Annotated in this window: 17 protein-coding genes and 1 tRNA gene; 15 read left to right on the top strand and 3 right to left on the bottom strand. The window is 39.8% G+C overall.

The genetic code is table 11. The features are described 5' to 3' along the window. The first annotated feature begins 115 nt into the window (after positions 1–115). The 4 genes from NST59_RS11350 (at position 116) to NST59_RS11335 (ending at position 5,046) form a co-directional block, all read left to right on the top strand. The gene (locus NST59_RS11350; protein ID WP_039179972.1) at positions 116–2,035 is read left to right on the top strand and encodes an LTA synthase family protein; all 1,920 of its coding nucleotides are present in this window, start codon (positions 116–118) and stop codon (positions 2,033–2,035) included. 86 nt (positions 2,036–2,121) lie between these two features. Next, on the top strand, positions 2,122–3,246 hold the full coding sequence (locus NST59_RS11345; RefSeq protein ID WP_059374629.1) for a M14 family metallopeptidase: 1,125 nt from the start codon (positions 2,122–2,124) through the stop codon (positions 3,244–3,246). A 155-nt stretch (positions 3,247–3,401) separates the two neighbouring features. Then, positions 3,402–4,655 (top strand): MFS transporter, encoded by a 1,254-nt coding sequence (locus NST59_RS11340; RefSeq protein ID WP_341040605.1) that lies wholly within the window; start codon positions 3,402–3,404, stop codon positions 4,653–4,655. A gap of 76 nt (positions 4,656–4,731) precedes the next feature. Beyond that, positions 4,732–5,046 (top strand): MTH1187 family thiamine-binding protein, encoded by a 315-nt coding sequence (locus NST59_RS11335; RefSeq protein WP_024427984.1) that lies wholly within the window; start codon positions 4,732–4,734, stop codon positions 5,044–5,046. 189 nt (positions 5,047–5,235) lie between these two features. On the opposite strand, the gene NST59_RS11330 is transcribed toward NST59_RS11335, so the two are convergent. Further along, positions 5,236–5,409, bottom strand: a complete 174-nt coding sequence (locus NST59_RS11330) for a DUF2759 domain-containing protein (RefSeq protein ID WP_003217333.1) — start codon at positions 5,407–5,409, stop codon at positions 5,236–5,238. 157 nt (positions 5,410–5,566) lie between these two features. Here NST59_RS11330 and NST59_RS11325 point away from each other — a divergent pair, with 157 nt between their 5' ends. Then, positions 5,567–6,205: an MBL fold metallo-hydrolase gene (locus NST59_RS11325; protein ID WP_039179959.1), complete on the top strand. Its 639-nt coding sequence runs from the start codon at positions 5,567–5,569 to the stop codon at positions 6,203–6,205. A 47-nt stretch (positions 6,206–6,252) separates the two neighbouring features. Here NST59_RS11325 and NST59_RS11320 read toward each other — a convergent pair whose 3' ends face one another. Further along, a complete protein-coding gene (locus NST59_RS11320) occupies positions 6,253–6,495 on the bottom strand; it encodes a DUF2626 domain-containing protein (protein ID WP_003217440.1) in 243 nt (80 codons plus the stop codon). Between the two features lie 215 nt (positions 6,496–6,710). Here NST59_RS11320 and NST59_RS11315 point away from each other — a divergent pair, with 215 nt between their 5' ends. Beyond that, positions 6,711–7,091, top strand: coding sequence for a Spx/MgsR family RNA polymerase-binding regulatory protein (locus NST59_RS11315; RefSeq protein ID WP_007501232.1), 381 nt, complete (start codon positions 6,711–6,713; stop codon positions 7,089–7,091). Positions 7,092–7,146: 55 nt separating this feature from the next. Here the strand turns inward: NST59_RS11315 and NST59_RS11310 are convergent. Continuing rightward, positions 7,147–7,217 (bottom strand) — tRNA-Gln (locus NST59_RS11310). A gap of 98 nt (positions 7,218–7,315) precedes the next feature. On the opposite strand from NST59_RS11310, the gene NST59_RS11305 reads away from it, so the two are divergent. The 9 genes from NST59_RS11305 to NST59_RS11265 all read left to right on the top strand — a co-directional run bounded on the left by NST59_RS11305 (position 7,316) and on the right by NST59_RS11265 (position 12,583). Beyond that, the gene (locus tag NST59_RS11305; RefSeq protein ID WP_039179956.1) at positions 7,316–8,191 is read left to right on the top strand and encodes an STAS domain-containing protein; all 876 of its coding nucleotides are present in this window, start codon (positions 7,316–7,318) and stop codon (positions 8,189–8,191) included. 177 nt (positions 8,192–8,368) lie between these two features. After that, positions 8,369–9,439: a competence type IV pilus ATPase ComGA gene (comGA, locus tag NST59_RS11300; RefSeq protein WP_341040604.1), complete on the top strand. Its 1,071-nt coding sequence runs from the start codon at positions 8,369–8,371 to the stop codon at positions 9,437–9,439. Then, positions 9,420–10,460 (top strand): competence type IV pilus assembly protein ComGB, encoded by a 1,041-nt coding sequence (gene comGB, locus NST59_RS11295; protein ID WP_039179950.1) that lies wholly within the window; start codon positions 9,420–9,422, stop codon positions 10,458–10,460. The genes comGA and comGB overlap by 20 nt, the downstream gene beginning before the upstream one ends. 16 nt (positions 10,461–10,476) lie before the next feature. Beyond that, positions 10,477–10,770: a competence type IV pilus major pilin ComGC gene (gene comGC / locus NST59_RS11290; protein WP_024422977.1), complete on the top strand. Its 294-nt coding sequence runs from the start codon at positions 10,477–10,479 to the stop codon at positions 10,768–10,770. Continuing rightward, entirely contained in the window at positions 10,763–11,209 is a 447-nt protein-coding gene (gene comGD / locus NST59_RS11285) for a competence type IV pilus minor pilin ComGD (RefSeq protein ID WP_039179947.1), read from the top strand. The genes comGC and comGD overlap by 8 nt, the downstream gene beginning before the upstream one ends. Next, entirely contained in the window at positions 11,193–11,510 is a 318-nt protein-coding gene (gene comGE, locus NST59_RS11280) for a competence type IV pilus minor pilin ComGE (protein ID WP_039179945.1), read from the top strand. Before comGD ends, comGE begins: the two co-directional genes overlap by 17 nt. Beyond that, complete coding sequence (comGF, locus tag NST59_RS11275; protein WP_341040603.1) at positions 11,419–11,949, top strand: competence type IV pilus minor pilin ComGF; 531 nt, start codon at positions 11,419–11,421, stop codon at positions 11,947–11,949. The genes comGE and comGF overlap by 92 nt, the downstream gene beginning before the upstream one ends. Continuing rightward, positions 11,946–12,329 (top strand): competence type IV pilus minor pilin ComGG, encoded by a 384-nt coding sequence (locus NST59_RS11270; protein WP_341040602.1) that lies wholly within the window; start codon positions 11,946–11,948, stop codon positions 12,327–12,329. The genes comGF and NST59_RS11270 overlap by 4 nt, the downstream gene beginning before the upstream one ends. 59 nt (positions 12,330–12,388) lie before the next feature. After that, positions 12,389–12,583, top strand: a complete 195-nt coding sequence (locus NST59_RS11265; RefSeq protein ID WP_024718846.1) for a YqzE family protein — start codon at positions 12,389–12,391, stop codon at positions 12,581–12,583. Positions 12,584–12,597: the final 14 nt, after the last annotated feature.

Genomic DNA, 12,597 nt, shown 5'->3' with positions numbered 1-12,597 from the left:
GACATTGATTTTCCATCATATACAGGATAAGATATACTTTAGTTATTTTTCTAGAAGCACCAATAATTAGGGTATATCTAGGGCCTAGATGCGCGCTTAGCATAAGGAGGTTACAATGCGAAAGAATAGATTAAAGGCGATTTCATTTTTACTGATTGCGACATTGCTGATGTGGGTCAAAACCTATGTTATCTATAAATCTAGTTTCAATATTAAAATTGAAAATTTCATGCAGGAGTTTATCCTGTTTATTAATCCGCTTAGCTTTCTCTTATTTATCTTCGGTATCGGTTTATTTTTCAAAGAGAAAAATCGAAATCGATATATCATCGTGACAAGCTTTATCCTGACATTCATTTTGTTAGCCAACATTGTGTTTTATCGATTCTATAGTGACTTTCTAACCATCCCCGTCCTATTTCAAACAAACAATATGGGTGACCTCGGGTCAAGTATTACCTCTTTAATTGAACCAGTCGATTTACTGATGTTCGTTGATATCATCATTTTAATTTGGCTCTATAAAAAACAGCCTTCCTTTAGAACAGATGTCACAGTTTCACGAAAAGAACGAGCAGCATATTACTTATTTGTGGCAGCTACATTTTTCTTTAACCTTGGTTTAGCTGAAACAGAAAGACCAGAACTGCTTACTCGCTCATTTGACCGTGAGATGCTAGTGAAAAATATCAGCTTATATAACTTCCATATTTATGATGGGGTATTGCAATCGAAGCAGTCTGCTCAACGAGCCCTTGCTGACAGTAATAGCTTAACTGAAATTGAAAACTATGTAAGCGCAAATCAAACGGACCGTAATGAAAAGACATTTGGTCAAGCAAAAGGACGAAATGTCATTCTTGTATCACTTGAGTCTACACAGAGTTTTGTGATCAATGAAAAATTAAACGGGAAAGAAATTACTCCGTTTTTAAACAAATTGATCAAGAAGAGCTATAACTTTACTAATTTTTATCACCAAACAGGTCAAGGGAAAACATCTGATTCAGAGTTTATTGTAGATAATTCTCTTTATCCACTTGGAAGAGGGGCTGTGTTCTTCACAAATCCAAGTAATGAGTTTACAGCGACACCTGAGCTGTTAAAGGATGAGGGCTACCACTCTTCTGTTATTCATGCGAATAACAAAAGCTTCTGGAACCGCGACCTTATCTACGATAGCTTTGGCTACGATAAGTTCTTTGATATTAAATCATTTGATGTGAATGAAGAAAACTCAGTTGGCTGGGGACTGAAAGATGGTCCGTTCTTTGAGCAGTCCGCTGAATTAATGAAATCGATCCCGCAGCCTTTCTATACGAGATTGATTACATTAACGAACCATTTCCCTTTTGATTTAGATGAAGAAGATAAGCTCATTGATGAATATGATTCAAAGAGCAAAACGCTGAACAAGTACTTCCCTACAGTGCGTTATCAAGATGAAGCCCTTAAGCTTTTCTTTAAAAAGATGAAGGAAGCTGGGTTATACGATAACTCCATTTTTGTTTTATATGGGGATCACTACGGAATTTCTGAAAACCATAACGAAGCCATGGGACAATTTTTAAATAAAGAGATTACGCCATTTGAAGAAGTACAGCTTCAAAAAGTCCCATTTGTTGTACACATTCCAGGGGTAACGGATCAACATCCAAAAGAAATTGATACGGTAGGTGGTCAGGTCGATATCCGTCCAACTGTACTCAATCTTCTAGGAATTGATACAAGTAAACAAATTCAATTTGGTCATGACCTTTTATCAAAAGATACGAATGACTTTACAGTACTCCGTGATGGAAGCTTTATTACGAAGGACAGCATTTTTACAGATGGTGTTTGCTACAATAAAGAGACAGGCGAGCCAGCAGATGATAAAAATGTGTGTCAGTCTTATGAAGAGAAAGCGAAGCAGGAGCTTCAATTCTCTGATCAAATCATCTACGGAGATCTCCTTAGATTTTATGATCGAAATAGCCCGGACCATTCACCATCTAAAAAAGAAGGTGAAACGGAGCTGAAAAAGGCGTCCTAATAGATGAAAAAACCTCTGCTATTTTTAGAAGCAGAGGTTTTCTTTTTTTGCCTGACGGTTCATATAATATGAGAGGAGGGATGTAAATGAAGACAACGTCGTTTGGAAAAATTGAATGGCAGCTGGATGAAGCGGAGAGGGATGCTGTGGCAAAGCAGCTTGGTATTGGCAAAGCTGCTTTTCATTTATCTAATCAAACAAGCACTGATGACCTTCTTTTACCGGGATATAGACTTCCAGAAGGAGTCCATGAATTTGATTCCATCGGTGATGTGCAGAAATTTATTGCGCCTTATAGACTGCAGCAATCCGATGATTGGATCAATGGAACATTTGAATATGATAGCGCTCAATTAGAAGAAGAGCTGAGCCGCTTGAAAGCCGTATTTCCTTTTCTTCATATCAGCGTCATTGGTCATTCAGTGCTTGATACACCTATTTATGAAATCCGAACAGAGCCTGTTCAGCATTTACATTCTATTCATCTCAATGCCACATTTCATGCAAATGAATGGATCACGACGTCTGTTTTATTAAAATGGTTGAAATCGCTTTGCTTAGCAGCGTCTGACCCGGTTCAGGCAAGACATTATGAAGCGGTTCATATTCTGCAGACCACCGCTTTATCCATCGTGCCAATGGTCAATCCAGATGGAGTGGATTTGGTTCGTAATGGACCGGAGTCACTAGGTCTTCATCGTGAAGAATTCACACTGCTAAACGGTGGATATTCCGATTACCGGGAATGGAAAGCAAATATTCGAGGGGTGGATTTAAACAATCAATTCCCTGCTTATTGGGAGATCGAGTACTATCGTCATCAGTCGAAGGCACCGTCCTACCGGGATTATCCTGGGCGCGAGCCATTAACAGAACCAGAAGCGAAAGCGATGGCAAATCTTGCGCTGCGAAAACGATTTGACCGGCTGATTGCCCTTCATACACAAGGAGAAGAGATTTATTGGGGTTTTCTTGGCCATGAGCCAGCCATCTCAAAAGAAATGGTCAAACGATTCGAACAAGTGAGCGGCTACAAACCGATCCAATATCTCGACAGCTATGCAGGCTATCGCGATTGGTTTATTTATCAATTTCATAATGAGGGCTATACAGTTGAGCTTGGTCTAGGGAAAAATCCTCTTTCCATGGATCAATTTGATTCGATTTATGAAAAAACAAAGCGGCTTTTATGGGAAGCGTGTAAGTGTTAAAAGCACCTGTCTGGTGCTTTTTCATATTGGAGCAACAATCAATTGCTTATGGTCAATAAAAACAATGTTGAAGTAATTGACGAAGGCTTTCTTGTAAGCTATTGTGAAAGATATGGATGTAAAAAAAAGGATATGATTTAGGGAGATGTCGACTATTGAGTGCTCAAAGCCTGTGGAAAAGAAATTTTACTTATCTATTTGTTTCTAAAATGTGCAAAATTACAGCGGATAGTTTATCTTTCAACACCATCTTGTGGCTTTTGGTACTAGGAGGGAAAGGAGCAATAGGGACAGCTTTTTTTATTGCGGTCAGCTTTGTCCCTCAAGCGATTGTTGGACCATTTATTACGCCTATGATGAAGCCGCATCAATTGAAATTTTGGATGTGCTTTGCTGATTTAACACGAGGAGCGATTATTCTTGTGATCGTGGTTAGTTACTTTTATGGTTTCACACCATTAGTCCTCATCATTGGCTGCATGCTGCTTCATTCGGCGACGGGAGGCTCCTACGAACCGGCATCTGTATCGATTATTCCAAAGCTTGTCCATGAGGACCTCATACAAAAGGCGAATGCAACCATCCAATCAGCAAGTCATGTCGTAAGACTTGTGACGGTAACGATTTGTGGTGTCATGATTGCATTTGTAGGCGTAGGCTATACAATGCTTGTGATCATTCCTCTTTATCTTTTGTCCGCTTTATTGGTGTTCATGATTTCATATCAAACAGAAGCCATCATCGATAAAGCCAAAAAAGGATTATCTTATGGCAAAAGATTAATTCGAGGTTTTTCACTTGTTAGAAGCCATCATATTTTGTTTCCGTTAGCCATTTTTTGTGTCTGCTCAAACTTTGCTGCGGCACCATGGGAAGCATTGTCTGTTATTTATTTAACTGAAGACTTACATAGTGGACCGGTCGTCTATTCATTCATCAAAGTCACAACCGCACTAGGCGCCTTTTTGATGGGGTTTGTTTTAACAAAGATAAAAGTGAATCGGTATGGATTGCTCTTTATAGGTGCTGGGATTGTTGATGGAATCGCCTTCTTCATCACAGGTATGAACGCATTGTTACCACTTGTGTTTATATCAGCTTTTGCTTTAGGAGCAGCCATTAGTGCAGTTAACGTACCCGAACATACGATGATTCAATTGTCAGTAAAGGCAGAGGATCAGCCGCAAGTGTACGCGATTATCAACATGATTTCCTTCTTGATGATTCCTTTAGGCGCCCTCATTGGCGGTTATATGGCAACACTGTTTGGGTCTGGGTATGTCATTGCGGCTGGCGGCATCATTGAAGCTGTTTCAGGTATATGCCTGCTTTTGTTTACAAAGATCGGAAAGATAGAGAGGGCGGATTTGACGATAGAACGAGACAAACCTGCCGTAAACGCAACGTGAGCATGGCATGATTGATTGAAGATAGGTTACAATGAGGACGAGAAAACATGAGAATTTGATTGAAAGGGGAAAAACGATGGCTATAGCAGACGTCACCATCATTCCGATAGGCACTGAAACACCAAGTGTCAGTGCTTACGTAGCAGATGTACAAAGAATTTTAGAAGGCTTTCAACAAGAAGGGAAAATCAAATATCAATTAACACCGATGAATACGTTAATTGAAGGCGAATTATCCGTTTTATTTGAGGTCATTCAGCGCATTCATGAAGCCCCTTTTGAAAAGGGATTGCACCGAGTAGCGACCAATATCCGCATCGATGACAGGCGGGATCAAACCACAACGCTTACAAGCAAATTAGAAAGCGTGAATAAGCATTTAAATCAATAAAAAAAGCCTGCTATAAGCAGGCTTTCAGCGTGTAGACAAACCCTCGCATTCGGTGTCAGGGCTGCGCTCCGGTGCTCGTCCTTCCTAGACTTCAAAGGTTTTTTATCACGCTGAAAAGAAGACAAAGGGCTAAAATCAAGATCATTTTAGCCCTTTGTCAACAATCTGAAGCCTGCTAGATGCAGGCTTTTAATGTGCAGTTGGATAACCGCTATAGATGATGGTCATGACAGTGAACCATCCAAAAACCAAAAATGTAGCGCCAGCAAAAGCGATGGCAAGTACGTTCACTTTTTTTAGTGAGCGATAGATACCGAGCGCAGCTAAAATCGTGACTAGACCAAAAATAATGACGAGCATCATGTGAAAGTCCCCCTTTGTCATCAATCCCCTTGATTTCCTTTCTTTTCATTTTAACCGTTTTCATAAAGCTTGTCGAGTAGATTCCAGTTGACGATTGTTTGAATTTTTATTGAATAGCCTTCATAATAAAAAAGAATCAATAAAGTAGGTGATGAAAATGAATTGGAGAAGAATGCCACTAGGCTATGTACAAGCGAACGCATATATTTGGAAAAACGAGCAGGGAGAATGCTTAATTTTTGATCCAGGCGGCGAAGCGCAAAAGCTGATTTCCTATGTAAAAGAAAAACAGCTCACACCGCTTGCTGTCTTATTAACACATGCTCATTTTGATCATATTGGTGCGGCAGATGAGGTACGCGAAGAGTGGGGAGTGCCGCTGTATGTACACGAAAATGAAAAAGAATGGCTCACGAACGCTGAATTAAACGGTTCAGCTCGATTGATTGGAAATGGAATTACGGTCAAAGAAGCTGAAAAATTGATTACGACAGAAGGAACTCTTCAAATTGGATCGTTTACATTAGAAATGTTCCATACACCTGGGCATTCACCTGGCAGTGTGTCTTACTATTCGGCGGAAGAGGGCTTTGTTATTTCTGGTGACACGCTATTTGAAGGTGGCATTGGGAGAACAGATTTAGTAGGCGGCAGTCAGGAAGTGCTGCTTCAATCAATCCATCATAAATTATTGTCCTTGCCAGAATCAACTCTTGTATTAAGCGGGCATGGCGGGGAAACCACTGTGCTGACAGAGCAGGAGCAAAATCCGTTTATTAATGGTTTTTCTCTTTAATTGCAGGCATGAAAAAAGCATCTCTTTAGAAGAGATGCTTTTTTCAATTAATGTCCGGTACCGGGAACCATGATGAAAATCGAATAATATGTAAATCCGGCAAAGAAAATCGTCAAGTACGCTCCGAAAATGTAAATATACATTCTTTCGGATAGATTCAAGTAGGATAAAAATACAAAAAGAACGGTTTGACCGAAGAACAGCAGCGATGCATCTTTCATATGTCCTAAATAGAACATGACAGCAAAAATACCCGTCCAAAAGCCAAGCACGCGGAACATGCGATTCATTTCTTTCCCTCCCCTTTAAAAAAACCCCTTTGAATCATATTATAGCTGATCACCACTTGTTATGTAAACATTTACATTTTTGACAACGTGTGAACAATTTATTTTGAATGTAGAAAAAAATTTTTTGAAAAAGTGAAGAAAAAGTGTTTATGCTGAAAAACATGAGGGTACTTACTCCATAAGAGAAAAGGTTAACGACCTAAGGAGGAAGACTAATGAGTGACATTACTTTTTATTCATACCCAAGCTGCACGTCTTGCCGCAAAACAAAACATTGGTTAAAGGCGAATCAAATTGATTTTAAAGAGCGTCACCTTTTCAGAGAAACGCCAACTCTAGATGAATTAAAAAAGATTCTTTCTTTAACAACAGAAGGAATGGATGAAATTTTAGCCACAAGAAGTCAAGCTTTTAAAAGCTTAAATTTAAATATTAATGACTTAAAAGTAAACGAGGTTTTGCAGCTTCTCATTGAAAAACCAAAACTGCTTCGAAGACCAATCATCATTGATGGAAATAAATTAGTAGTTGGTTATAATCCAGGAGAACTCATGAAAATATCAAAAAAGAAAGCGATTCATCAATCAGTTTCCTAATAAAAAACGAAGATCAGCTGAAACATGCTTCAGCCGTCTTCGTTTTTGTGCTGAACTGGGCTAGCTGGGTTCGAACCAACGATCACGGAGTCAAAGTCCATTGCCTTACCACTTGGCTATAGCCCAATATCAAACGTGTAATGATATTGTTCACCATCTACGGTCATTTATACATAAAAATTGTATGTCACGAGTTTTAAGTGCAAAAGGAGCGAAAGAAGTAAATGAAAAATGAAAAATCAAAGCAATTATACGAATTTATCCTAAAAGAAGCCCCTGTCATGACCGAAGAATGGCTAAAGACAAGAACAGAAGAAGGCTCATTATATTCTAAACATGCTTCAGAGGAAACAGAAAAGAAGCTGAAGGAACAGAACACAGCGTTTATTCAAACCATTGCAGCAACACTTGTGACACTGTCAGACAAAGTAGAAAACCATTTGAAAAAGTGGTCTGTTGATATTGCTCGTGATCGAGCAGTGCATGAGGTGCCGTTATATGAAATCATTGGACAATTTAAGATCTTCCGCCACATTTTCTGTTCGAGAATTGAGACATTCACCCAAGAAACCGAGCTTGAAGTGACGCTGCAAGATGTGTGTCAGTGGAATCAGCACTTTCACGCCACATTTGATGATATGATTGAGCGTTTATCAGAAGAATATGACCGCGTCACACTCAGTCAGCTCAATGCACAAAGAGAGATGATTCAAGAACTGAGTGCCCCTGTTATTCCGGTATCAAAGGAAATCGGGATTTTGCCATTGATCGGAGAAATCGATACGTACCGGGCCAAAATCATTTTGGAATCCGTGCTGGAACAGGCTTCAAGACTGCGTCTAACGCACTTATTTATTGATATATCTGGCGTTCCCGTTGTTGATACGATGGTTGCTTATCAGCTGTTTAAAGTGGTCGATAGTGCGAAGCTATTAGGAATTGAGACGATTATATCAGGCATTCGCCCAGAGATCGCTCAAACTGTAGTGAAACTCGGCATTGATTTCTCAAAAGTAAATACAGAACACAGCCTTGCAAAAGCTTTAGAAAAAAGAGGATTTCGCATTTTTGAAGAGCAGCAGCAAGAAGCCACATCATGACGAAAAAACCTGCACTTGTAAAAGTCAGGTTTTTTTATATGCTCTTTTCTAAAAAATGATGTGATGCATCTTGAGTTGAGGGTTTTCATGCTTTATTAGTCATGAAAATCATAAAATGCTCTTTTGTCATTCAGGTTCCTCCATTCTACAATGTGATCAATGAAAGGAGTGATCCACTTGTATGGGATTGAATATTTAAGGCAAGAGCTGCTAGAAGAAGCATGCCGCATGAGAGCATCTGATGTGCACATTGTCCCAAAAGAAAAGGAAGCGTTGGTATCTTTCCGCGTAGACTCAGATTTAATCCAGCAGCGAACCATTGATAAAAAAACCGGCGAGCGGCTCATTGCTCATTTTAAATTTTTATCTTCTATGGATATCGGGGAAAAAAGGAGACCGCAAAATGGGTCATTAGCTGTGATGTTAAGAAGCGGCCAGGTGTTTATTCGAATGTCTACCTTACCAACTGTAAATGATGAGAGTTTAGTGATTAGAATATTGCCGCAGGATCATGTTCCGAAAATAAAACACCTGTCACTATTTCCGAAAGCTTCAGCCAGGTTATTGTCATTTTTGAAGCATTCGCATGGGCTCATTTTATTTACCGGTCCAACCAATTCGGGGAAAACAACAACCCTCTATTCACTGATCCAGTTTGCAAAAAAGAATTTCAACCGAAATATTATTACGCTTGAAGATCCTGTGGAAACAAGAAATGAAGAAGTGTTACAGGTTCAAGTAAATGAAAAAGCCGGCATCACATATGCCGCAGGATTACGCGCTATTTTAAGACATGATCCAGATATGATTGTGCTAGGAGAAATAAGAGATGCTGAAACGGCCAGAACGGCGATTAGAGCAGCACTGACAGGCCATTTAGTATTGAGTACGCTCCATGCAAAAAATGCAAAAGGAGCCCTTTATCGTATGCTTGAATTTGGTGTCACGATGAATGAACTTGAGCAAACGATGGTTGCGATTGCTGCCCAGCGATTAATCGAGCTCACCTGTCCTTTTTGCGGAGAAACATGTCAGCTTTACTGTAAATTAAATCGACCGATCAGACGAACAAATGTATTTGAACTGCTATTCGGAAAAGAGCTTGGTGAGTGTATCAAGGAGGCTAAAGGAGAATATGCTCACTCGTCATATGAAACACTGCAAAGATTAATTCGTAAAGGAGTGGCACTCGGCTATTTATCAAAAAACACTTACCATCGCTGGGTTTATGAAGAAGCGAGCCTCTAAAGTATGGTCTAAAAAGGACCAAGCTGAATGCCTATCAAAACTGGCTCAATTAATTCAGGCTGGATATACATTGATTGAGGCATTAGTGATGGTGAATATCCAGTTATCAAAACAACAGCGGCAGCAATTAAAACTAGGTATTCAGTGGCTGCACGAAGGCGAGCCTTTTTATGTGGTGCTCGAGCGACTCCATTTTCAGCGGGAAGTCATCGCCATACTATGTTTTTCTGAGAAGCATGGCAGTCTAGCCCGTGCTTTAGAACAAAGCGCCCGTTTTTTAGAGAAAAAAGTCAAGCAGTTAGACACGTTTAAACGCATGTTGCGTTACCCGCTCTTCCTCATCTTCACGGTTTTGGTCGTGCTGATACTCGTTCAGAATATGATCATTCCTCAATTTTCTGTTTTGTACTCATCGATGGATACCCGCATGTCTTGGCTGATTCAAGGAATGTTTGGAATGTTTCAATTCCTTCATGCTTTTCTGCTCATCACCAGTTGTCTGTGTATTTGTCTTACCGGCTATTATGCTTTGTTTTTTAGGAAAAAGTCGACGCTTGAGAAATTGAGGGTGATGAGTAAGCTGCCTTTTTTATATAAAGGGATGCAGCTGATGCATACATACCTTTTTTCTCTTCAGCTAAGCGGACTGCTTCAGGCTGGATTATCGATGTACGAGGGTTTGCAAGCTTTTAAACAGCAAAGCTACTTACCTTTTCTTCAAGAAATAGGTGAACAAATGATGGATGAGTTAAGAAAAGGAGAAAGCATGGCACATCAAGTAAGTGAGAGTCCTTTTTTCGAAAAACATTTTGCAGCCATCATCAAACATGGTGAAGCAAGCGGGATGCTAGCAAGAGAAATGTACACGTACAGCCAATTTCTATTAGAGAATGCAGAGCTGAAAATTGAAAAATGGATGTCTTGGCTGCAGCCGGTGATCTATGGTGTGACGGCACTTCTTATACTCATCGTATATTTATCTATTCTTTTACCAATGTATCAACTAATGGAGCAAGTGTAAGAAGGAGGACAAAGACATGAATGATAAAGGGTTTACCCTGTTAGAAATGTTAATTGTCATGCTCGTGATATCCATTCTTTTACTCATTACCATACCGAATATCACACGTCATCACCAAGCAATTCAAGCAAAGGGCTGTGAAGGGCTCAAATCAATGGTCAGCACACAAGTGATGGCGTATGAATTGGAGCATGATGGGAAGACGCCATCTTTAGCTGAGTTAGAAAAAGAAGGTTATGTTAAAAAGGGATTAACCTGTCCTAATGGAAAAGCGATTGTCATTCAAAACGGCAACGTGAAGCATGAATAAATTACTTTTACATGAGAAGGGTTTTACCCTCATAGAGCAGCTAATGATCTTACTAGTTCTATCGATTCTATTGTCGATCATAGGAATGAAAATCCCAAATTTAATAGTAAGCGCTGAAGCCAAAAGACAAGTAAACCTCATGAAACAAGATCTTCAATTGGCATCATATACTGCATTTATCAAAAAAACACGTGTGCATGTTGAGATCCAACCGCCGCATGTATCTTATCAGGTAATAGATCAAAAGAGTAACGAAGTCATTGCTTCTTATCAGCATAAAAAGGGCAGCATCAAAACTTCTACATTCTCGCAAGGTATCTATTTTAATGAAAATGGACATCCAAGCAGCGGTGGATCTCTCATTGTCGAATTTGACAGTCAAACGTATAAACTCACGATTTATTTAGGAAGCGGGCGAATCCATGTTCAAAAGCAATAGAGGGTTTAGTACGATTGAAACGCTGTTTGCTTGTCATATCTTCCTATTTGCAGCCCTTGTGATTATGCCGGCCTATGAAAAAATCATGCTGGGGAAAAAGGAAGTAAGAGCCAAACTTGAAGCTTACCAAATCTTACATGAACAGATGAATGAAGCATTCATAGAGGGTACAAAATCGTCTGTCAAAAAGAAGCGAGGCGACAACACATATGTATTCAATTGGAGTAAAGAGAAGGGATGTGTATCATACAACTTACAAAAAAAGCAGACCATATGCTTTCACCAGGTTGCGGAACGGTGAACAAGGTTTTACCCTTGTCCAGGCTTTGTGGCAATTGCAGCTATTTTTGTTCCTCTCTTTTGGCTCTGTACTGATCTTTTCAACAGCTGAGAAAGCCCTTCCTTTTGAAGAGATTAACCGATTTTCACAAATGGAGTGGAAACAAACTGTCCTGCAATTAGATGAGGAATTAAGCCGTGCAACGGCAGTTCGATCGGTGCAAGGAGGTAATGCGTTAGAGTATGTATCTCATCAAGGGCGAGTGATAACGATTGAGCCATATCAAGAGATGCTTCGAAAACGAACGGATCAAGCTGGACATCTTCCTTTATTGCACAAGGTGAAACAATTTCAGGTGAGAACGAGTCAGCATAGAGCCATTCTGAAAGTCACAGATGGATCTGGTAAGGTTCATGAAGCCGTTTTTTTCACATATAAAGGGGTGGTTCCTAAATCGTGAAAAGAGAGGAAGGGTTTATCTATCCGCATGTGCTTGCTGTGATCCTATTTTTTCTCTTGATCCTAGGAGCGATAACGATGGGCTTTCAAAAAGAGCTGAGAAGTACAGAGCTCACGATTTCTTTTTATAAAAAACAGCATCTTTTTAGGGTGGGTGTGAGTGAAGCTGCCAGCTCAGTAAAACGCATTTGTGAAAAGCAGAAGATCTATATTGATACAGAAGAAGGGCATGTGACACTGAAGCAGATGAAATGCGATCAACAGAAAAAACGTGTCCTCGCTTTGGTGAGGGTGAAAACAAAGGATGGCTTATCCGATGAGCGGGAGCTGATGCTGGATTGGAAGACCGGTGAAATCATGAGATGGGCAAACCCTGATTAGCCAGTGTATAAAATCATCCTCTTTCTGGTAACACTTGAAGGAAGAAGAGGTGAATTTGCTTGAAAACAAATGACTATGTAAAATATATGACGCAGGAAATCATTAAATATATGAATACACCACGAGACGAACGGAAGGAACACAAACAAGAAAAAATGGAAACAAAACCGCCGTTTTCACAGCGATTATTTGGGGTTCTGCCGTTTGGCTTCTCCATGATGCTTAAAAAACGTCAGCGACATCGACGAAAGTAAAAAGCCGCCAGCAG

The organism is Bacillus sp. FSL R5-0439, assembly GCF_038008805.1.
Lineage (GTDB): Bacteria > Bacillota > Bacilli > Bacillales > Bacillaceae > Bacillus > Bacillus safensis.
Note: the sequence above shows the minus strand (reverse complement) of the source record. Positions and strands in the feature narration are given on the sequence as shown.

Bases quoted from the DNA above. Each gene is read 5' to 3' on its own strand.
- NST59_RS11335 (WP_024427984.1), top strand. From the start codon at position 4,732: ATGGCTATAGCAGACGTCACCATCATTCCGATAGGCACTGAAACACCA.
- NST59_RS11345 (WP_059374629.1), top strand. From the start codon at position 2,122: ATGAAGACAACGTCGTTTGGAAAAATTGAATGGCAGCTGGATGAAGCG.
- NST59_RS11315 (WP_007501232.1), top strand. From the start codon at position 6,711: ATGAGTGACATTACTTTTTATTCATACCCAAGCTGCACGTCTTGCCGC.
- NST59_RS11330 (WP_003217333.1), bottom strand. From the start codon at position 5,409: ATGATGCTCGTCATTATTTTTGGTCTAGTCACGATTTTAGCTGCGCTC.
- NST59_RS11350 (WP_039179972.1), top strand. From the start codon at position 116: ATGCGAAAGAATAGATTAAAGGCGATTTCATTTTTACTGATTGCGACA.
- comGB (WP_039179950.1), top strand. From the start codon at position 9,420: ATGAAGAAGCGAGCCTCTAAAGTATGGTCTAAAAAGGACCAAGCTGAA.
- comGF (WP_341040603.1), top strand. From the start codon at position 11,419: ATGTATTCAATTGGAGTAAAGAGAAGGGATGTGTATCATACAACTTAC.
- NST59_RS11320 (WP_003217440.1), bottom strand. From the start codon at position 6,495: ATGAATCGCATGTTCCGCGTGCTTGGCTTTTGGACGGGTATTTTTGCT.
- NST59_RS11325 (WP_039179959.1), top strand. From the start codon at position 5,567: ATGAATTGGAGAAGAATGCCACTAGGCTATGTACAAGCGAACGCATAT.
- comGE (WP_039179945.1), top strand. From the start codon at position 11,193: ATGTTCAAAAGCAATAGAGGGTTTAGTACGATTGAAACGCTGTTTGCT.
- NST59_RS11305 (WP_039179956.1), top strand. From the start codon at position 7,316: ATGAAAAATGAAAAATCAAAGCAATTATACGAATTTATCCTAAAAGAA.
- comGC (WP_024422977.1), top strand. From the start codon at position 10,477: ATGAATGATAAAGGGTTTACCCTGTTAGAAATGTTAATTGTCATGCTC.
- comGD (WP_039179947.1), top strand. From the start codon at position 10,763: ATGAATAAATTACTTTTACATGAGAAGGGTTTTACCCTCATAGAGCAG.